Origin of the sequence: Streptomyces sp. NBC_01474 (genome assembly GCF_035918215.1) — a bacterium.
In the GTDB taxonomy this organism is placed as follows: domain Bacteria; phylum Actinomycetota; class Actinomycetes; order Streptomycetales; family Streptomycetaceae; genus Streptomyces; species Streptomyces aureus.
The window spans coordinates 63,445-83,032 of the sequence record NZ_CP109449.1; the positions used below are offsets into that span (position 1 = coordinate 63,445).

Consider the following 19,588-nt stretch of genomic DNA (forward strand, 5'->3'; position numbering starts at 1 on the left):
CCGACGCGTGTTCTGCCCTCCACCACCTGTAACCCACTGTCTGACCGGCCCAGGAATCGTCGGTCGATCAGGATCGGCGGGAGTGGCTTTATCGAACAGTAGTGACGTCACTTGTCGACGGGTTTGGGAGGCGCCCAGAACCACGGTCGGGTGATGTTGATGAGTTTGGGAGGCGCTGAGGTCCTTGCCAGGGCAGCACCCGAGCGCGAGCCGAAGAGCCTGCCAAGGCCGGCTGAGCTCAGGGCGACCAGACATACGGTGTCGTCGTGGTGACCGCATGCAGGCCAAGGCGGGTGAGGATCGGGGCACTGTCGGCTGAGGCGTCGACGTAGACGTAGGGGACGTCGCGGGCAGCAGCGAGTTGGGCTCGGTGGGCGACCATGGCCCGGTAGATGCCCTGTCCGCGCCATTCCTTGAGCGTTGAGCCGCCCCAGAGGCCGCCGAAGTCGACGCCGTCCTTGAACACCAGCCAGGCGGCGCAGACGACTTCAGTGCGTGCCTCGGCGACGAGGACGATGGTGTTCTCTGGGGCGTTCTCGATCCGGGCGGTCAGGTCGTTGGCGAGCCAACTCCAGTCCTCGCCCCAGACGGTGCTTTCCATGGCGGCGATGCGCTGGAGGTCTGATCTGGCGGTGACACGGCGGAGGGTCACGCCGTCGGGCAGGACTGGGTCGGCGGCAAGATCTGCGGACTGCCCGATGAGCACGGTCTCGCTGTCCTCGGCGACGAAGCCGGCCGCCGTGAGCCGGTCCGTGAGGTCAGTGGGAAGGTCATGGGCGCGAGTCTTCCATTCGACCGCCTCACCACGGGCAGCGTAGAAGTCACGCTGCCGCGCTATGAGCTTGTCGAGTTCTGCCCCGTACACACCGAGGTCGCGTGGGCCCGTGACGAAGCCACGGTGCCAACCGACGACACGGGTCAACGGGCCGTCCTTCTCGATGCGGGCACTGCCGCCAGGCGGAGTGACACCGCGGAGTTGGGCGTCATAGGCGGTGCGGAGTCCGTCGATCAGAATGTCCTTCACTCGAACACCGTACGGACCGGGTCAAGTGATTAAACGCCGGTCGAAACCTGTCGCTACCTGCCTCGACGGCCAGCCGCCCTTCGGGCAGCTGGCCGTCCCCACATTCGCATCCAGCAGTGCCGTCATTTCTCATCCACATTCCAGGGCCGGTTGATCGCCAACTGCCTTCGGAAGCCGTCGACAAACGCTGTCATTGGAGATCAACGAAGCCAGCCCTCACCGCCGTGCGCGGCCAGCACCGTGTGCCGCAGGAACTCGTCGCCGGCGGACCGCCGTCAGCGGTGGTGGGCGGGCCTGCGGCGCTGCTCGGAGTCGGTCAGAGCCGGCCGCCTATATTCGATGTCCGCGGGATTGAGCGTGACTCCGGGGGCGACGATCTCGTCTATGCGGTCGAGGATCTCGTCGTCGAGCCGGACCTCGGCGGCGGCGAGCTGGTCTGTGAGTTGCTCGGCCGTACGGGCGCCGAGAATCACCGAGGTGACGCCCGGGTGGGTCGTCGCGAAGGCGAGCGCCAGGTGCGTCAGAGAGATTCCCGCCTCGTCCGCCAAGGCCGACAGGTGCTCGACGGCGTCGAGTTTGCGCTGGTTGCCTGGCAGGTCGAGGTTGAACTTGTGGGCGATCGCCTGCCGGAACCAGTTCATCTCGATCGGCTCGCCGCGGCGGAACTGCCCGGTCAGCCAGCCGCTGTTGAGTGGACTCCAGGTCAGCACGCCGAGCCCGTACTTCTGCGCGGTGGGCAGTACGTCCGCTTCGATGCCGCGCACGAGGACGGAGTACGGGGGCTGCTCGGTGCGGAAGGGGATGTGGCCTCGGCGGTCGGCGGTCCACTGGGCCTCGACGAGCTGTTCGGCGGGGAAGTCCGAGGTCCCGATGGCCATGATCTTGCCCGCGCGCACCAGGTCGGACAGGACCGAGAGCGTCTCGTCGATGTCCGTGCTCGGGTCCGGGCGGTGCACCTGGTAGAGGTCGATGCGGTCGGTACCCAAGCGGCGCAGGCTGTCATCGACAGCTTTGGTGAGCCAACGGCGGGAGTTTCCCTGCCGGTTGGGGTCCTCATCTTTGAAGCGGACGGGGAAGTGACCCTTGGTCGCGAGCACGACCTCGTCGCGGCGGTCGCGGATGGCCTTGCCCACGATCTCCTCGGCCTCGCCGCCCGAGTACTGGTCGGCGGTGTCGATGAGGTTGATCCCGGCATCCAGGGCCGTATGGATCAGCCGGGCCGCATCGTCGTGATCCGTGTTCCCCCACACCCCCAGACGCAGGGTGCCCAGCGCGAACCTGCTGACCGAAATGCCGGTGCGGCCCAGCTTCCTGTGCTGCATCACTCACTGCTCCTTGATGTCGTCTCTCCCCGCGGACGGGGTGCGGAGTTGCTACCTATCCGACGCCATGAACGTAGAACATGCGACAAGGATGACGCAAGTAAGACCCCTGAGGGAGTGCAGATGTAGCATGTCGGCGTGACGGTGCAGAAGCAGCAGACGGAACCGCAGGCGAAACGGCCTCTCCGGGCCGACAGCGAACGGACCGTGCAGACGATCCTCGAAGCGGCCGAGCGCGTCCTGGCCACCAACCCGGCGGCGACCATGGAGCAGCTCGCCCGGGCCGCCGGCGTCGCCCGGACCACGGTCCACCGCCGGTTCGCCACCCGTGAAGCGCTCCTGGACGAGCTCACCGGCTGGGCCGCCCGCCAGTTCGCGGCCGCCGTCGACACCGCCCGCCCGGACGCCGCCCCGCCGCTTGTCGCCCTCTACCAGGTCACTGCCAACGTCCTCCGCGTGAAGACCGACTGGTCGTTCGCCATGAACCGCGCGGCCGAGGACGCCCACCCCGAGGCGGCCCGCATCCACGCCGAGGTCCGGGCCACCTGCATCGGGCTCTTCCGCCGCGCCCAGGAGGCAGGCGTGCTCCGCCCCGACATCGACCTCGACTGGACCCGGCGCGTCTACTACGCCCTCATCCACGAGGCAGCCAAGGAGGGAGCCGGAGGCAGCGACACGGACGCGCTCGCCACCCGCGTCGTGGACACCCTGCTGCGGGGCGCCGGGACTCCGACCGGACTCGCGGGGCAAACGAAAATTTAAAGGCAGGCCATAGGAACAGCGCCTCGCCCGTCGAGTTCGACACCCCCAGCGCCCAAACCCATGCGCCAGACAAGGCCCACCGCGGCGTCCTCCCCACGGGCACCACGCGTCGGCATCGTCGGCGCGTCCGCGATCGGCCGCCTCGCGCTCAGGCTGCTGGGCCCTTACGCCCTCGACCTCGTCGTCAGCGACCCCTACCTCGACGAGGCGGGAGCCCGGGAACTGGGCGCACAGCTGCTCGGCCTCGACGAGCTCGTGGCGACCAGCGACGTCGTGTCGCTGCACGCCCCGTCCCTGCCCGAGACTTGGCACATGATCGACGCCCGGCGGCTCGCGACTATGCTTCCCGGCGCGACGCTGATCAACACGGCACGGGGCGACCTCGTCGACACGGACGCGCTGACGGAGGCGGTCATCGGCGGACGGCTCCACGCCGTTCTCGATGTGACCTCTCCCGAACCACTCCCCTCCGACAGCCCACTGCACGGCCACCCCCACGTCCTGCTGACCCCGCACGTGGCGGGCTCACGCGGTACGGAGCTGCTCCGCATGGGCGACCTCGCTGTCGGCGAGGTCGAACGCCTCGCCGCGGGAGCACCGCCGCGACACGCGGTGCGCCGGGAAACACTGGGGCGCACCGCGTAGCCGCCTGCCCTGGCCACGGTCTCGGACCGGGCCAGGTCCTCGACGATGATGCCGAGGCGGTCCGCAAGGCTCGCGCTGATCGGCCCGGCGCCTGTGTCCGACGACGGGCCACCAACAGGTGTCAATCGCCTGGCGCCGCACTTCCCTGTGCTGTTCACCGCGCAGGGAGGGCTCGTCGCGCACGAATGCATCCTCGACCTGCGACCGCTGACCCGGGCGACCGGCATCACCGTGGACGACGTCGTCAAGCGGCTCATCGACTACGGCGTCCACGCGCCGACGATGAGTTTTCCGGTCGCCGGCACGTTCATGGTCGAGCCGACCGAAAGCGAAGACCTCGGCGAGATCGACCGGTTCTGCGACGCCATGATCGCGATTCGGGCCGAGATCGACAAGGTCGGCTCCGGTCAGTGGCCGCAGGACGACAACCCACTGGTCAACGCACCACACACGGCGCAGACGCTGATCGGTGACTGGGGCCGACCGTACAGCTGGGAAGAAGCCATCCGCCCGGCCGCCACATCTGAGCACGACAAGTACTGGCCCCCCGTGCGGCGCGTCGACGGAGCTCACGGCGATCGCAACCTGGTCTGCTCCTGCCCTTCGTTGGACGCGTACGAGAACTGACGCACACCGTCCCTCCCACCAGCACCAGATGCGTGTCCGGAACTACTTTCAACGCGCCAGGTCAAAGGGGCAGTTGAGCAGAGAAGCTGCAGCTCAGTCACATCCGGATGTTGTCCGAATCTCTTTCTGAGGTGTCGCAGCTCAGACGATGCCCATGATGAGGAGATCACTTCATCTGTCTCTGGCCGTGACACCATACGAGCGCCCTCCCAAGACAACCGGGCCCCTGCACCTCCGACAGGTGCAGGGGCCCGGTTTGCGTCCGCCGGTCCGCTACGGGGGGGGCGCGGACCGGCGGGGTTCAGGGATGGCTCAGTGGCTGAGCGTGGGCAGGTGCCAGCTCGGGCCGTCCGGCTCGCGGTACGTGACGGTCTGCCGGGTCGGGGTGATGGTCAGCACGAAGTCGTCGCGGGCGATGTCGTCGGTGAAGGTCTTCGCGAGTTCCTCGACGCGGTCCCACAGGCGGACCGGGCCGCTGTGGCGCACGGTGCCGGTGGTGTCGACGGTTGCGACGAAGCCGTCCGCGGTCCACAGGCCGACGGCCGTGACCTGTCCTTGGTCGTCCTTCCAGGTGCATGAGGTGTAGCCGGGCAGGGCGAGCGAGAGGGGGAACTTCAGGCGCCCCAGGACGTCGTGGGGTGCCACGGACGTCGTCCGGGGTTCCTCGTTGCGGACCGCGTCGAGATTGGGCGGTGTGGCAGGCGAGCGGAGCGCCATGAAGTGGGCGGGGGTGGGCAGGAAGCGGCCGGTGGCGTGTCCGGGGCCGGTCACCTGCGCGCGGACGATGCCGTAGCCGAGCGGGGCGACGATGACCGCGCCGTCGGTGGCCTGCTCCAGCAGTGCGGGCGGGATGGCGTGCAGGCCTGCGGTGGCGATGATGCGGTCATAGGGGGCCCGGCGCGGGTAGCCGAGTGTGCCGTCGCCGGCCGCGAGGGTGGGGATGTGGCCTGCCTGCTTCAGGCGGCCGAGCGCTGCGGCCACGAGCTCCGGGTCGACGTCGACGCTCGTGACGCGTTTCTCGCCGAGGCGGTGCGACAGGAGTGCGGTGTTGTAGCCGGTTCCGGTGCCGAGCTCGAAGACCCGGTTGCCGTCGTGGACGTCGAGGGCCTGCAGCATGGTGAGCATCAGGGACGGCTGGCTCGATGAGCTGGTGGGGAAGCCGTGTTCGTCGAGCTGGGTCGTCAGTGCGGCGTCGCCGTAGACCACCTCCAGATATCCGACGTCGCCCCAGGACACGGGCTGCCATGCCCCGTCGGTGCCCTGCGTGAAGAAGCGCGGAACGAAGACGTGCCGCGGGACGTCGGCGAACGCCTGGAACCACCCGCCGTCGCGGTCCAGGGCGAGATCCGTGGCGTACTTGTGCCGCAGGGCGGCCGACGTGCCGGTGTCCGGCCAGGAATTCATTCGGTGACTCCTTGCAGGTAGTCGGCGTGCGCGGCGGCGATCGGGAGGCCGGTGCGGTTCTCCACCCAGGCCCAGGTGCCGGCGGGGTTGTTCTCGAAGAACACCCACTCCCCATGCGGAGTGACGGCGAAGTCGAAGCTTCCGAAGACGATGCCGTAGTAGGCAAGGAAGCGGCGTACGGCCGTCGCGATGTCGTCGGGGACGGTGATCGTGCCGTACTCGATGTGCTCGTAGTCGGTGCGCCAGTCCGTGGCGGCCTGGGCGGACGTGGTGTGCAGAGTCCCGCCGAAGACCTGGTCGCCGACGGCGACCAGGCGTACCTCGAAGTCCTTCTCGACCCTCTCCTGGAAGTAGTGGGCCGTCAGGCGGATGCTGTCGTCGAAGTCGAGCGGGTCCACGTGGTGGGTCGCCACCATCAGTGCGCGGCCCTCCTCGATGGGCAGGCGGCCGCCCAGGATCGGTTTGCAGATCAGCGGAGCGTCGATCTGCTTGGCGAAGCCGCGTGCGGCGGCGGGGTCGTTGGTGATCAGGCTGCGCGGCACGGTGAGCCCGCAACGGGTCGCGGCGACGAGCTGCTGCGGTTTGTGGGCGGCGACGCGGTCGGCGTGCGGGTTGTTGATCCACGGGACGCCCGGCAGGGCCGCCAGGACGTTCAACAGGGCGGCATCGGCCTGGTTCTGGGCCCACGTGCGGTAAGGCTCGGGGACGGTGTCCGCGATGAGGGGGCGTCCGGGCCGCCTCCAATAGATGGCCCGGACGTCCTCAAGCCGCGCCGTCCGGCGCCCGTCGTCGAGGATCCCGCTCCAGCCCAACTCACCGGCTGCATGGGCGGCGGTGAGGGTGAGCTGCTGAGGGAAGGTCGCGACGTCGAAGCGGATGACCGGGACATCGCGCCGGTTGAGCTGGTCGACGACCATGTCGGCGGACGCGTCCAGCTGCTGGGCGACCACGAGCACCGGGCGGGCGGCGCCGGTCATGACGCGGACGCGTAGTACGGGTCCTGGACGTCGTCGCCCTGCCCGTCGTGGTTGGTGTCCGTCGTCGAGGCGGCCATGTCCCCGGTGTGCCAGGGGCTGCCGTCCGCCTGCTGGTTGATCTGGAGCCCCTCGTTCCAGGCCACGCCCGTGATCGACGTCTCTACGAGGCGGGGCGGGGCCGCGGACCGCGCGGCGAACGGAATGGTGGTGGCAGTGCTCATCGGATCCTCCATGGATGTGGAGCGGATGGTGCCAGGGGCCCCGCTCCCCGGGTGCCGAATGCCTTGCGGAGCTGCCCGGGGAGCGGGATCTTGCAGCCCGCCGCGCCTCGGCCTTCCTGTGCGAGACGCGGCGGGGGCTCAGGAAAGGCTGTGCCACAACGCGATGCCGATCGCGCCGACGCCGGCGGCAGCCAGAACGGTGGTGATCAGTGCCTCGACGAGGCGGATGCGGGCCCTCACGCCGTGTCCGCATCGAGCAGCTCGACAAGCGCGGCGGCGCTGTAGGCGAGGTTTTGCAGGTGCTTCCAGGCGGCCCAGTCCGAGTCGAGCGTCGTGGGCGTGGTCGGCGAGTCCAGGACGCGGTAGGCGGCGCGGAAGATCGACGTCGCGTACGCAGGGCGCTCCGGGCCGTCCTCGCGGATCATGCGCCGCACATGGGCGGCCATGCACCGGGTCCGCTCCTCGATCCCGGGACGTTCGAGCGCGGCCAGCGGCGTGTCGTTGACCTCCGCGATGGCAGCTCGCACGGCCCGGAAGTCGATCGGCTCCTTCACGTCGCCGGGCTCAGTGCCCTCACGTGTTCCGGCGTGGTGTGAGTCCACGATGCTCACGGCGCCCCCTCGTCTGGACTGGCGTGCTTGGCCCACTAGCCTCCCGGCGGGACAGGAGCGGCACCATCCGCCCGGGGTCTCACCTGGGTCTCACGAATTCAGACGGGCTATCAGGTGGGTATCACCTCCATCGTGGGTGGTTCCCGGGCAGTCTGGACGGGCGATATTCACGATGCTGACCGGCTGTCACCACCGGGGCGCGTCCGTCAGGAGGACCTCATGTCGCAGCAGCAGCCGCGCAACCTGCTTCACGCGCTGGTCCTGGAGCGGGCGTGGACCTACGAGGAGGCCGCGAAGGAGTACCGCAAGATCGGTCGGCTCATCGGCAAAGAGCTCGATGAAGCCCGCTACCGGTCGGCGGATGTCTCCGAGCCGACGTGGAGACGGTGGACAAGCGGCCAGCAGCGGCGGGCGCCGAATCCGCCGGCGCCCCTCATCCTGCACAGGATGTTCGGAGCGTCGGTGCTGGACTTATTCGCGCCTGTCCAGGCAGCGGTCACCCTGCACCCAGAGCTCAACGAAAGCGATATCGCCATGACTGCTCGTGACGCCGCCACCCACGCCGGAAACGCCGCCTCGGCCCATCTGCCGGACATGACGCTGGACCAGATCGACGACGACGTGCAGACGCTGGCAGTGGACTACGAGACGACCAACCCCGTCGCGGCGTTCCGGCGCGCGGAAGCCCTTCTGTTGGACGTGCAGGACAAGCTGGAGCGCACACAGCGGCCACGGCAACAAGAGCGCCTGTACCTGGCGGCCGGGCAGGCCGGGGCCCTGTTGTCGGTGGCCGCGTTCGACCTGGGCGTGCTCGGTCCAGCCACCCAGTTCGCCCGGACGGCCGCCATGTACGGGCAGACCATCGAGCACGGACCGCTCCAGGCCTACGCGCACGGCGTACTGGCGTACCTGGCCTACTGGGACGGCCGCCCGACGGCCGCCATGCGCAACATCCACATCGCGAAATCGTTCGGCGGAGTCGGCGCCACGGGACACATGCGGCTGTCCGCGATCGAGGCCCGCGCCTACGCCCACCTGGGACGCCCCCGCGACGCCGAACGCGCCGTGCAGCAGGCACTCGACCCCGGCCCCGACGTGCGCGACGAGCTGCACGACGACGTGGGCGGCGAGTTCGCGTTCGGGCCCGCCCGAGCCGCGATGAGCCACGCCACGACGTACCTCCTCCTCAACGACTCACAGCGCGCCGAGCAAGCCGCACTCCACGCCTTGCAGCTGCTCGACGCCGATCCCCGCGCGGACCGGCCGGTGCAGATGCAGGTAACCGTCGACCTCGCACGGGCCCGCCTGCTGCGCGGCGAACTCGACGGCGCCGACGAAGCCCTGGAACCGGTGCTGGCCACCCCCGTGGAATGGCGCACCATCGGCCTGGTCGACCGGGTCACCCAGCTGCGCGGCGAGCTCGCACGGCCCCAGCTCGAACAGGCGCCCGCGGCACGGACGCTGGCTGAACAGATCGAGGACTTCGTCGCCCGCGCGGCCGCCCGGCCCTTGCCCGGCAGCCGCCTGGCCATAGAGGGCTAACACAGCTCGGCGACGATGCGCATCTCCTTGTCGGGGTCGATGCCGTGGTCATCCCAGCGCGGATGCTCCACCGGCATCGACCCCGACGTAAGCCACTCCCAGGTGTCGGCTACGGTCTGCGCGAGCGGACGGCACACGAGCCCAGCAGCTTGAGCGCGCCTGCTGTCGACGGCCCACGTGCCCTTTGCCGTGCGCCACAACGGGAGCTCGGTCCACTCCCGAACACCGTGCGCGGTGAGCAACTCGTCAGGCGCCCACGCCAGGCGCCCGCGCCTGCCGGTGACGGCCACACAGGCCCCCAGAAGGTCCCCCATGGTGTCCCGGTCGCGCGGCGCAGCCACGTTGTAGGCGCCGGGCGATGCCGTGAGCGCGAACTCGGCGACGTCCCGGACATCGACCGGCTGCACGTGCGTGCCGGGCCCGCCCGGGGCGAGGATCGCGCCTCCCCGCCTGGCCCGGCTCAGCCACCACGGCAAGCGCCCCACATACTCGCCAGGCCCCAGGATCACCCCGGGCCGCAACACTGTCGCCCGGTCCCCGAACTGAGACAACACAGCCGCCTCGCATCCAGCCTTCTGCATGCCGTAATGCACAGTCACACCGCCGCCGTCGCCGTACTCGCGGGACGCGTCCGGCGGCGCCGCATAGACGGGACTGTCCTCCGTGAGCGCCTCATGCGGCCATCCCCGGTAGGCATTGACCGTGGAGACGTACACGTACCGCTCCGCCTCGGCCGCCAGCACGCGCGTGCCGTCGAGGACCTGGCACGGGGCCATCTCGGAGGCCGAGGTATCAACGACGAGGTCCCACGGGCCGTGACCGGCAAGCCGCTTGAGGTCGTCCGCACTAGTGCGGTCGCCGAGCACCGGCTCGGTCCCCGGCAGGTCGGGGGCGCTGCGGCCGCGGTTGAACGTCGTGACCTGCCAGCCGCGCGCCAGGGCGTTCTCGGCGACCGCGCGCCCCAGGAACCAGGTGCCGCCAAGGAGAAGAATGCGCATGGGCCTGATCATTGCGCCTCTCCCCCAGTACCCGCCAGGGCTCGCCCCTCGCCCTAGGCGGGCATCGCTGCCGCCCCTGAAAGAGATACGCACAAATCTGACGCGACAACCAGCTGGATCACCCCACGGCCAGCCAACGACGCGCCAGTGAGGTTCCCCCGAGATGCGGAGGATGCTGACAGCGGTGGTGGCGTGAACTGACGCTATGGAATCCCGGTCGCGGCCTGATGGAGACACTGCCCTTGTCGCCGCACTCGCTGCAATGGATGGCGGGCGAACTGACCGGTCACCCGGTGGAGGCCCACGTCCTGCTGCATATTCTGGGTGAAGGCGGTGTGCCGGCCGAATCGGGCGGTGAGGTCATCCGGGCCGCTCTGACTGCCGACGAGGACGAGCCACGCCACGCACAATTGCAAGTCATGTCGAGCCTGTCGCCCTCATGGGAAGGAGACCTTGCCGCGTCCTCGCACCGTTGGGCGGACTTCGTCCACGGGATTGCCCTGCGCGTGGACCCCACCTTCGGTCACCTGTGTGACGATTCCGTGAACTGGAAGGAAACGGGCAGGGATACCGCTGGGGGGCGTCGCGGTGTCCGGCGGTCGATCAGGTTGGGTCGGGAGATCCTGCGTGGATACTCCTGGGTGACGATCGTGCCCCGGGAGCTGGCTTCGATCCTCGGCGGCGCGAACGCTCTGACTGCGAGCGGCGCCTTTTACCGGGTGGACGAACTCCTTTCTGGTGCAGTGTGGTTGCAGACAGCCGAAACCATCACAGGCTACGACGACGCCGTCATGACACGGGTATTCGAGACGCTGGCGCCCGTGCTACCCAAGGGGGAGCTCAGGCGGAATCCGGGCCTCCGCACGCAACCACGTCTGGTGTGGCGCGACGCAGCGAGTGTGTGAGCCGCCCGCCGTCCGGGCTATCACGGAGTCGGGGGCACAATGGGGCCACGTAAGCGGTAACTGTGATAGTCGACCTGTGGCCCGGGTTGGGTTGCTGCCAGGCTGGCGTTGGCGTTCCGGCATGACCCGAAACGGTAAAGCGGTTACGCCCCCAGATTCATGCTGCACTTCACTGACCCAAAGCCAGTTGGCGAACCCGAGTAAACCCAGCTGCAGGAAGTCTCTGCAGCCAAAGGAACGAGGCGGTGGCCCAGCGGCAACCGCCCCATTCTCCCTCATGATGTCGGCATGGGCTTAATTATCAAATTTCGAGGTCGCAAGACTGAGCCCCGGTAACATTGCCACATGGAAATGAATTCAGTTTTTGATGGTCTGGATTCTCAGCCGTGGGCCGCGTACGACGCAACCGAAATCCCAAGCATCCTGCGGGAGGTGACGTCATCAGACGAGCGTGCGTCGCGGGCGGCCGTGTACGAACTGGCCTCGCACATCTACAACTCTCAGACGGTGTTCCCCTCTGCGCCCCCAGCTGTTCCCTTCATTGCGCGACTGGCTGCGACGGGCGTCCAGAGCGTGATCCTGCTGGACTTGCTCGGTTCCATGGCCGCGACCGAGAGCGAAGACGAGGACGATGGTGTCCCACCCACAGGCGTCAGGGACGCAGTCGCCGCTCAACTACGCATCCTCCTGCCCCTGCTCGCTCACCAAGACCTTTCCGTACGGGAGTTGGCGGTGTGGGCCGTCGCGCAGAGCCGTGCGACCGAGATGGCCCTGCCCGCTCTCCTCGCCCGCTGTCGGGTGGAGACCGCCCCGCGTATGCGGGGCGACCTGCTGTTCGGTATCACGCTCCTGGAGCCGGCACTCGCTACGGAGTTGATTCCCGATGCTCTCGAGGCGCAGGAACCGGTACCGGTCCGGGTTTCCGCCGTGCTGGCCGGTCTCGACGCGGGACTGCCCTGGAGCGGCGAGATGGCCACTGCCATCATCGATTCGCTGCCCGTGGACAAACGGATCGGAGATACCCCATGGATGATGCAGCCCTTCAATGAGGTAGTCGAGCGACTCAACCTGAGGGGGGAGGTTGACGAAGCCATTGATCTCGTGGCCCGCGCCCTGCGGGTACACAGCCAGGCAGACACCGATGCCCACAAGGAGGCATTTGCTGCTGCGGAAGCCCTCGGTGACACCTCCTCCATCGCACGCGTGTCCCTCCTCCCAGTTCTGCTCCCCCTCCTTGACAACCTGGAGGACAGCAAGCACCTGATCGCGATTCTCGACGCATGGTGCCGCTTCCACGACTATGACGCCGTGACACCGCGTCTCACCCACTTTGCTGCGCAGCCCCAGGGCGACCTGGCCAACCTGGCGCGACGCGCCCTGCGACGCATCGAGGACCAACGGCCGGTTTGATCTGGTGGCCAACGCACTGAACGGGTAGCGAGTGAGGGCATCCGGCCACGATTGGCGACCCGCTACCCCCTCGAGGGCGACCTACTGCGCAGTGATCCCAGCGTTGGCCGCCCCAGCGATCTCTCGTTCCATACAGTCCGTGCTCCACGACGGCCCGACCGACGTGGCCGGGCTGTCCGACTTAACTGGAGGCGGGTTCGTGAGTTCGAAGCGTGTGCCCGCACGGCGTTGGACCATCCGTCGTCTGTCGCATGAGCACCGCACGAGCCCTCCAGATCAGCGGTGTGCAGGAGGCTGCACGTGCCAATAGTGGCGCTCACGGTGCCAACTCAGCTGCTCAAGTGCCAACTGGATTGCTCAGTCACGCTTGTCGCGGTCGATGGCGCCGGATTTCCTCTCTTCAGAAGTCGAAATCCATGTAGTCGATGTCGTTGATAGCGACGTCCGAGAGGCCAAGAGCGCGACCGCCGCCGTCCTGGAAATAGATGTCTTTGAATCCTTCGGCGATGATTCCGCGCATCTCCTGGTCGCTGGCCCGGCGTCGCGGGCGTCGAACAGGCGCTGCGCATAGGCCGCGGGGAGGTGCACGGTGAGGCGTCGGAAGCGTCCGTCGTCGGTCGTGCCGACCGGCGCGGTGTACCCGAATCGGGCTCGGGTTTCCACGGTGATCCCGCCGGTGGCGGCGGCCTGGTTGCGCCGGCGCTTGCGCACTTGCGGCTGCCAGCGGACTCGCACCGCGTCGTCGATCTTCGAGGTGATGTCCGTGGGTGGGTGCTTGCGGGCGCCGCGCCGGTAGCGGTTGACGGAGTCGGCGGTGATGCCGAGTTCCGCCGCGACGGCCTTCGCGCTCCCCAGTTGTTTGAGCAGGTAGTTGATGCGGCCCTTGAGGGTCTTGGGCGGCTCCCGGGTGAACGACTCCCGGTCGGCACGCTCGATCGCGTCCTCGATCTCCGCCACGGCCTACTCCCCTTCGTCCAGGACGGCGTCGCCGCCCTTGATGTGGCGGGCCGGGTTGAGGCCCTTCTCCATCAGGTCGACGGCCCACAGCATCGACTGGACGCCTTCCAGCTTCGCCAGGCCGGGCGTGGGTCCGAGGCGGAAGGCGCCGGGCTGCGGCTTGCCGGACGCGGCGTACGGGAGGAAGTCCAGCGGGCTCTCCCCCGGCGAGGGGTAAACAACGCAGTCGGAGAGCACGGCGAGCGGGTACAGGCCCGTCATCTTCACCATGTTGTTGAGCTTGCGGTGCATGTTGACCCGGGCCTTGGAGATGACGGCGGCGCTGATGTCGGGCCGCCACGTGGGCCGTTGAAGGGCCGGCCACGTCTCGCCCTCCTTGTAGTGGCGGCCTTGCGGGCGCTCCCTGAGCTTGCCGACACCGCCCTTGACTGTGGCCTTGATGGCGGCGAGGACGGCGGCCAGGGCCCGGTCGGCCTGCTTGTGCTGCTCCATCGCGGCGAGGAACTGGCGGTCGTCCAGGTCCCGGGTGACGCCGAGGTCGGCGAGGGTGTCGACGCACGCCGTCTTGAGGCGGTCGTGCCACGGGTCCAGGTACGCGCCGGTCTCGCGGCGCAGGTACGCCTCGATCGGCTCGATGTTGTAGCCGAGCTCCTGGGCGTAGGCGAGGGTGTGCGTCTGGTACCAGGCAGGTCCCGTCGGGCGTGTGCCGTCCGGGGTGAACGGGCTGGGCAGGCGCGCATCCAGCTCGATGTGGGAGAGGTCGACCGGCCAGCTCCCGGGGATCTTCGGGTTGAACTTCGGGGCGTTGAAGTGGTCGGGCGCGCTCAAGCCGACGACCAGGCGGGCCGCGGCGGCGAGGAACGCCGTGTTCAGGTCCAGGCCGACCGCGAAGGGCAGCATGCACTCCTCATCGCTGAGCGAGTCCACCGACCGCACCCACTGGTACGCCTCTTCATTGAGAAACCCGCCCCTCCAGCCGGAGTTCACGACGACAGGGTGCTCCGGGGTGGCCTCCGGCGGCGCCGGGTCCATCGACTCCGTCCCCAGCGAGCCCGCGTTGTAGCCGGACACCCAGTTCCCGGTCGTCGGATCCTGCACGGCCTTCGTCGGCGGACGCAGCGCCGTCATCAACTCCAGGCCCGAGACTGCCGTCGAGCCGCGCGGAGTGATGACCCGCTGGGCGTAGACACCGAGGACGCGGGCGACGTCGGCCGGCTCCATCTCACAGACGCCGGGCCAGGACCGCTCATCGAGGGCGTCCCACGACAGGATCGCCAACTGCACGCACTGCCGCTCGCGCCCCTGCACCTTGCGGTAGATCCGGGCCCACGGTCCGAACCCGCGCTGGGTGAGCTGCCACTTCGCCTTCGCGACCTGCTTGACGACCGGGTGGTCCTCCGGGAGGCGGAGGGAGCGGCGCTGCTCGTGGCCCTCCAGGCGCTCCGGCAGGCCGAGCTTCACGGCGGCTTCGGCGGTGAGCACGATCAGCGGGTCGGAGTCCTTGCCGTACCGGTTGAGCTTCGCGGCACCGAGGCCGGACTCCTTGAGGGTCCACTCCACCAGTTCCGGCACGGTGGTGGCCGGGCAGTCCAGCACGATGCCGTCGACGCCGTACGCGGAACCATCCCCGTCCAGCACCGCGAGCGGGCCGTGCGGGAATCCCGGGTCGGTCGCGGGCTTCGCCACCTTCTTCGCCGCCGGGCGGCGCGACATCGCAGCCGGGCGGGCGGGACGCTCGGGCGCAGCCTGGACGGCCGGAGCCTCCACTGGCGCGACAGTCTCCTGCTCGATGCCCTCGGGCGTGGCCGGGCCGGTGAATTTCTCCGGCATCTGCGGCGCAGCCACCGGGGCTGGCGCGGCGGGAGTTCCGTGGGCGGGGTGCTTCGCGGCCCACCCGTTCAGCAGCCGAGCGGGTGTCATCGAACATTGAGTGGCGCACGATGGGCTACCTCGGTATCTGGAAGCTCAATGCATCGGCATGAAGGTCCTTACGGATGGCGTTGCGCAGTGACTGGAGACGGTCGTCGTAGCTCGTCAGGTCTGCCACATAGCCCGGCGAGCGCAGTCCTTGGCCTTGGGCAATGCGGTCGCGCAGTGCGCGCAGTGCCCGGAAGGCAGCGTCCGCAGCCATGACGACCGGCTCTGATGCCGTGAGGACTATGTGCTCGCGGGCCTGAACGAGCCCGGCATCTCGGAAGGCGGCTCGTGCCGCCAGGTCTCGGGAGACCTCCGTAGGGTGATCGCCCAACGAAACCCCGCGTAGAGCCTGATTGACCTCGTGCAGGGCGGACAGATAAGCGACGTACATGTCTCTCTGTGTGGTCAGTTGGCGTTCGTTGCGTTCTCGCCCCCAGCGCACGCGGTCCGACAGCAAAGCTGATCCAAGCCCCACAACGGCTCCAAGCGCGGTGGACACCAGCGCAATCCATGGCATGGACACGAGAATAGGCGTGCTCAATCTTCAATGGCACACGCTCAAGGATCACTGTCACAGGACCGCATGCGCAGGCCCTGGTCACACCACAGCCGCGCACGGCAATGCCCTTACCTGCGGAAACGGAGGGTGGGACTCTCAATCGGAGCGTCACGCCGTATGCTCCAGGCGCTGCGGCGCGGCCACTTCCCGACCCGCCTTCTCAGCACGGCCCCGGCGCCGGACGGCGGGCCCGGTCACCGCGGCCTGGCGGGCGGTGATGAAGGCCCTGTCGGCCCATATGCAACCGATGGTGGTGCAGGCCCTGGTGACCGCGTTCCAGCGGTCGCTCAAAGAGCAGCTGCGCGAGGCGTTCCGCGCCGAGGGCTGAGCCCCCGGCGCGGAACGCCGAGACGGTCAGTCGTCAGTGAAGACCTCACCCTTCTCAGCCTTCTCGACGAGCAGCGGCGCCGGACGCGGGCCCGCTCGCTCGGAGTTGGCGTGTTTGTAAGCACTCATTATGGGACCAGAGTTCCAGGTTCTTTTGGCTCCACTGGCGGGCTGGTGGGGGCGTGCCACCCTCCAGCCACCCGATCGAACTGGGGCCAAGAGAACTTGCTACACGGGACCCTCGTCCATGCCTGGCTGGGCTTCACCTGCCCGTTAGAGGACCGGCAGTCGCTGATCACCCTGGGTGAGGCGCAGGCGGTGGTGGCGTTGTTGCAGCACTAGGCCCGCGTCAAGCGCGACCTGTCGGTGGCGGCACGGGAGTTGGCGGGACGCATCGCCAGCGGGCTGCCTGCCGAGGAGTGATCTCGGCCGCTCCCGGCTACGTCTCTGGCCATGAACTCTGCTGTCTGGCCGGCGGGGTGTCAGCTGGCTTTGCGGGGCACAGCTGTCATGCGCAGGCGTGGAGAGCGGTGAGGATGCGTTCGAGTAGTGCGGTGTCCCGGACGCCGTCGGTGACTGTGTCGTCGGGGTGCGTGAGCGTGATGAGGCCGGACTCGGCCAGGTCGGCGATGAGGACCCGGGCGACGCCGAGGGGGAGGTCCAGGAGCGCGGCCACTTCGGCCACGGACCTCACGTCGCGGCACAATCGGCAGATGTCGCGGTGCGCGTCAGGCAGTGCGCGCACAGCTTTGTCGTCGGCGGTGGTGAGGACGAGTGCTTCGAGTGCCAGCTGGTATCGCGGAGGGGTAGTTGCGCGCCCGTGCATCCCGCGCTCTTCAGATATTCCATACCCCCGGCCGGAGTGACGGGCCAGGTCAGGGACGTGGCGGGACAAGTACGGGCGGCGGGACGCGGGCTGAGTTTTGGGGGAAGGCATCGGGGATTCCCAGGGGCGGTGGCGGGCGGTGGTTTGGTGCAGAACGAGCAGAGGGTGGCAGCGGCGCGCAGAGGCGCGGGCCACGTCGGCTTCAGAGAACCGTGGCTGGGTGCGTCGGCCAGACGCCCGCTGCCGCAACTTGCTGCGGCAGCGGTATCTGGTGCCCAGTCAGCGTCCGTGCGTGGTGCGGTTGTTCACAGGTACTGCTGGGCCCAGTAGGCGAGCAGGCCGGCAACGGCGGTCCCGGCGCCGTAGGCGAGGCCTCGCACCAGATGTGCCAGCACGACCCGGGCCGCACGCCGTCTGCGCTGCGGAGCAGACGGCGGTTCGGAGGGGACGGCTGATGCGGTCATGAGGACTCCTTCTTGGAGCAGGCGATACGAATTGGGCAGGGCGGGGCGGATTTCCTGGTGATGGCAGGGACCTCTGTCGGGCCCTGCCCCTCACACAGGTGGGGTGTCGATGAAGGTGCGCATGATCTGGGGCCAGGGGTAGCTGGTGGCCAGTTCGGCGGCGACCTGCTCCTTGAGGCGTTGGCTGTCCTGGATGAGATGGGGCAGATGCCTGCGGCCCCGGTAGCCGAGGAGGCGGGCGTACCAGCGCCAGGCCCGGGCCTTGTTGAGGCAGGCATCGTCGATGGAGTAGTGGGTGGCTAGCAGGTGAGCGGCGAGCGCATCGTCGGCGCCTGCGGCGAACCCCCACCAGAAGATTGCGCTTGTACGCCGTCCGAGCAGATAGAGCATGCAGGCGAAGGCGCGTGCTCCGTCGCATTCGTAGAGGTCGAACTCGTCCTCTTGCACATCGCATAGGACGGTTTCGCAGACGTCGAGCAGGTAGGCGCGAGTCGCCCTGGGATCGGCCATGAGGTCTCGCTGCACCACGGGGGTGGGCCGACGGCGCCGGGCCCGGCGCCCGCGTGGTCGAACGGCGTCGTGGCGGGCGGTGGTCGGCGGCGCGGTAGGCGCCGTCTCCTCGCTGCGCTCCACAGGGTTCTCGCTGGCCGCGCGGCCCACGCGCGGGGACTGCTCGGCCTGGTCGGCGATCCGGTGCGCCAGGCGTCGCATGAAGTCGTCGGTGTCGTGAGTGAGGACCATGTCGTCGACGACGCGTGCCTCCGCCCGCAGCACCTCCTCGATGTCGGCTTCGTCGGGCTCCGCCGCCCGGGACCCGAGCGAGTCGGGGCAGTGCTGGCTCGTCATCGGTCTCCTTCTTTCATGGTCGGCTGGAGAAGGCGGCGCAGATTCTGGCGCCCCTTGCTGAGGTTGGTGCGCACCGCGGCCGGAGTGCTGCCAATGCGCTCCGCGATCTCTACGGGCGGCAGGTCTTCCAAGTAGTGCAGACGGATGCACCGTTCCTGCGTCGGCGCGGTGCGCTCGAGCGTGGACATCGCCTCATCCAGCTGCTCGTAGCCGCGCAGCTTGAGGAGTTCGTCCACGGTCCCGCCGTCGGAGACGTACGGCTGCAGGTCGTCAGCGAGGACTTCGCGGCCGGCACGCCGGGCCTGGCTGCGGTAGTGGTCGATCCAGCAGTCGTGAACGATCTTGTGGACCAGGCCGAGCGGGTTGGCGCTGGCTTCGATGTAGGGCCAGCGCTTGTACACCCGCAGGGCGGCCGTTATGAGGACTTCGTCGGCGTCGTAGACGGTGCGGGCCCGCGAGACGAGGTAGCGCAGCAGGTCTTGCTTGTGCTGGCGGAAGAACCGGTCGAAGGCGGCATCGTGCGCCGGCTGGGCCACGGGGCCTTCCTGGTCGAAGGCGTCTGCGTCGTTCACCGCGCCCCCTCGCATCGCGACGCTCCCGCGCCGTACGGCCGGTACGTGCCGGTGCGGGCGGGGGCACGGCGGGCTGCAGGCGACAGGGCAAGGCCCTGGGACGGGCTGGCCAGGCGCGTCGTGGCGCCGGCAGCGGTCGCTGCACGGTGTGAGCGCTGGGTGCGGAAACCGTCCCAGCGCCCGAGGCGATTCGGCCTCACAGGTTCTCCTCGGATGACACGCAGGGATCCGCTCGATACGGATGCTCCTGCGAACGCGACTCTGCGTTGTGCCTATAGAACCGATCGCGAGAAGCCCAGAGTTAACCGTTTGGCGAAGCAGGATACGGAAGATGATCATCAACTCAGTTACACAGCGTGTGACCTGCGGGTCACGCTCCGCGCAAATTCCTGGTGTGATACATGCCACGCCGAGGACACGCCAACTCCCGTTTTACCGCCACCGATTCGCCACCCTCCGCCGGGGCACAACCCCCCTGACAAGCCACGGCAGGAAGTTCAGCCAGTCACGGCGATGAAATCAGCCACCGCGCACAACGCCTGCTGCATATATCTGAGGCGCACATACGTCCACGCCTGCCGAGCTGAAGCCTTCACCACGCATGTCGCGCTCAGTAGTGACAGAATTTGATCGAAAACATTCGCGATCCAGAAGTCTGCCTCCCGTGGCGGG

17 protein-coding genes and 4 pseudogenes are annotated in these 19,588 nt (G+C 68.5%); 7 read left to right on the forward strand and 14 right to left on the reverse strand.

The annotated features are described in order from the left end of the window. Positions 1–238: 238 nt before the first annotated feature. Positions 239–1,024, reverse strand: a complete 786-nt coding sequence (locus tag OG758_RS00295; RefSeq protein WP_326708028.1) for a GNAT family N-acetyltransferase — start codon at positions 1,022–1,024, stop codon at positions 239–241. Positions 1,025–1,299: 275 nt separating this feature from the next. Beyond that, on the reverse strand, positions 1,300–2,346 hold the full coding sequence (locus OG758_RS00300; protein ID WP_326708029.1) for an aldo/keto reductase: 1,047 nt from the start codon (positions 2,344–2,346) through the stop codon (positions 1,300–1,302). Positions 2,347–2,484: 138 nt separating this feature from the next. Between OG758_RS00300 and OG758_RS00305 the strand changes: the two genes are divergently transcribed. From OG758_RS00305 to OG758_RS00315, 3 genes and pseudogenes are all read left to right on the forward strand, one after another. Continuing rightward, positions 2,485–3,108 (forward strand): TetR/AcrR family transcriptional regulator, encoded by a 624-nt coding sequence (locus tag OG758_RS00305; RefSeq protein WP_326708030.1) that lies wholly within the window; start codon positions 2,485–2,487, stop codon positions 3,106–3,108. Positions 3,109–3,168: 60 nt separating this feature from the next. Beyond that, positions 3,169–3,753, forward strand: a complete 585-nt coding sequence (locus OG758_RS00310) for an NAD(P)-dependent oxidoreductase (RefSeq protein WP_326708031.1) — start codon at positions 3,169–3,171, stop codon at positions 3,751–3,753. A gap of 126 nt (positions 3,754–3,879) precedes the next feature. Continuing rightward, a pseudogene (locus OG758_RS00315) lies at positions 3,880–4,380 on the forward strand (glycine dehydrogenase (aminomethyl-transferring)); the annotation flags it as partial. Between the two features lie 312 nt (positions 4,381–4,692). Here the strand turns inward: OG758_RS00315 and OG758_RS00320 are convergent. The 4 genes from OG758_RS00320 to OG758_RS00335 all read right to left on the reverse strand — a co-directional run bounded on the left by OG758_RS00320 (position 4,693) and on the right by OG758_RS00335 (position 7,593). Beyond that, positions 4,693–5,784 (reverse strand): methyltransferase domain-containing protein, encoded by a 1,092-nt coding sequence (locus OG758_RS00320; protein ID WP_326708032.1) that lies wholly within the window; start codon positions 5,782–5,784, stop codon positions 4,693–4,695. Continuing rightward, a complete protein-coding gene (tgmB, locus tag OG758_RS00325) occupies positions 5,781–6,761 on the reverse strand; it encodes an ATP-grasp ribosomal peptide maturase (protein ID WP_326708033.1) in 981 nt (326 codons plus the stop codon). The genes OG758_RS00320 and tgmB overlap by 4 nt, the downstream gene beginning before the upstream one ends. After that, on the reverse strand, positions 6,758–6,982 hold the full coding sequence (locus OG758_RS00330) for a hypothetical protein (protein ID WP_326708034.1): 225 nt from the start codon (positions 6,980–6,982) through the stop codon (positions 6,758–6,760). Before OG758_RS00330 ends, tgmB begins: the two co-directional genes overlap by 4 nt. A 236-nt stretch (positions 6,983–7,218) precedes the next feature. Continuing rightward, the gene (locus OG758_RS00335) at positions 7,219–7,593 is read right to left on the reverse strand and encodes a hypothetical protein (protein ID WP_326708035.1); all 375 of its coding nucleotides are present in this window, start codon (positions 7,591–7,593) and stop codon (positions 7,219–7,221) included. 219 nt (positions 7,594–7,812) lie between these two features. Here OG758_RS00335 and OG758_RS00340 point away from each other — a divergent pair, with 219 nt between their 5' ends. Then, positions 7,813–9,135: a hypothetical protein gene (locus tag OG758_RS00340; RefSeq protein WP_326708036.1), complete on the forward strand. Its 1,323-nt coding sequence runs from the start codon at positions 7,813–7,815 to the stop codon at positions 9,133–9,135. On the opposite strand, the gene OG758_RS00345 is transcribed toward OG758_RS00340, so the two are convergent. After that, complete coding sequence (locus OG758_RS00345) at positions 9,132–10,133, reverse strand: NAD-dependent epimerase/dehydratase family protein (protein ID WP_326708037.1); 1,002 nt, start codon at positions 10,131–10,133, stop codon at positions 9,132–9,134. The genes OG758_RS00340 and OG758_RS00345 overlap by 4 nt on opposite strands. Before the next feature lie 227 nt (positions 10,134–10,360). Here OG758_RS00345 and OG758_RS00350 point away from each other — a divergent pair, with 227 nt between their 5' ends. Together OG758_RS00350 and OG758_RS00355 are read left to right on the forward strand one after the other, a co-directional pair. After that, the gene (locus tag OG758_RS00350) at positions 10,361–11,038 is read left to right on the forward strand and encodes a hypothetical protein (RefSeq protein WP_326708038.1); all 678 of its coding nucleotides are present in this window, start codon (positions 10,361–10,363) and stop codon (positions 11,036–11,038) included. Between the two features lie 345 nt (positions 11,039–11,383). Next, on the forward strand, positions 11,384–12,448 hold the full coding sequence (locus OG758_RS00355; protein WP_326708039.1) for a hypothetical protein: 1,065 nt from the start codon (positions 11,384–11,386) through the stop codon (positions 12,446–12,448). A 400-nt stretch (positions 12,449–12,848) separates the two neighbouring features. On the opposite strand, the pseudogene tpg reads toward OG758_RS00355, so the two are convergent. The 3 genes and pseudogenes from tpg to OG758_RS00370 all read right to left on the reverse strand — a co-directional run bounded on the left by tpg (position 12,849) and on the right by OG758_RS00370 (position 15,839). Beyond that, a pseudogene (tpg, locus tag OG758_RS00360) lies at positions 12,849–13,405 on the reverse strand (telomere-protecting terminal protein Tpg). 3 nt (positions 13,406–13,408) lie between these two features. Further along, a pseudogene (gene tap / locus OG758_RS00365) lies at positions 13,409–15,313 on the reverse strand (telomere-associated protein Tap); the annotation flags it as partial. Positions 15,314–15,350: 37 nt separating this feature from the next. Continuing rightward, positions 15,351–15,839, reverse strand: coding sequence for a hypothetical protein (locus OG758_RS00370; RefSeq protein ID WP_326708041.1), 489 nt, complete (start codon positions 15,837–15,839; stop codon positions 15,351–15,353). Between the two features lie 253 nt (positions 15,840–16,092). On the opposite strand from OG758_RS00370, the pseudogene OG758_RS00375 reads away from it, so the two are divergent. Beyond that, positions 16,093–16,209, forward strand: a pseudogene (locus OG758_RS00375) (transcriptional regulator); the annotation flags it as partial. Positions 16,210–16,716: 507 nt separating this feature from the next. Here the strand turns inward: OG758_RS00375 and OG758_RS00380 are convergent. From OG758_RS00380 to OG758_RS00395, 4 genes are all read right to left on the reverse strand, one after another. Beyond that, positions 16,717–17,034: a DUF742 domain-containing protein gene (locus tag OG758_RS00380; protein ID WP_326708042.1), complete on the reverse strand. Its 318-nt coding sequence runs from the start codon at positions 17,032–17,034 to the stop codon at positions 16,717–16,719. Between the two features lie 305 nt (positions 17,035–17,339). After that, a complete protein-coding gene (locus OG758_RS00385) occupies positions 17,340–17,498 on the reverse strand; it encodes a hypothetical protein (RefSeq protein ID WP_326708043.1) in 159 nt (52 codons plus the stop codon). Positions 17,499–17,588: 90 nt separating this feature from the next. Further along, entirely contained in the window at positions 17,589–18,344 is a 756-nt protein-coding gene (locus tag OG758_RS00390) for a hypothetical protein (protein WP_326708044.1), read from the reverse strand. Next, positions 18,341–18,916 carry an RNA polymerase sigma factor gene (locus OG758_RS00395; protein WP_326708045.1) on the reverse strand — a complete coding sequence of 192 codons (576 nt, stop codon included), beginning with the start codon at positions 18,914–18,916 and terminating at the stop codon, positions 18,341–18,343. The genes OG758_RS00390 and OG758_RS00395 overlap by 4 nt, the downstream gene beginning before the upstream one ends. Positions 18,917–19,588 lie beyond the last annotated feature (672 nt).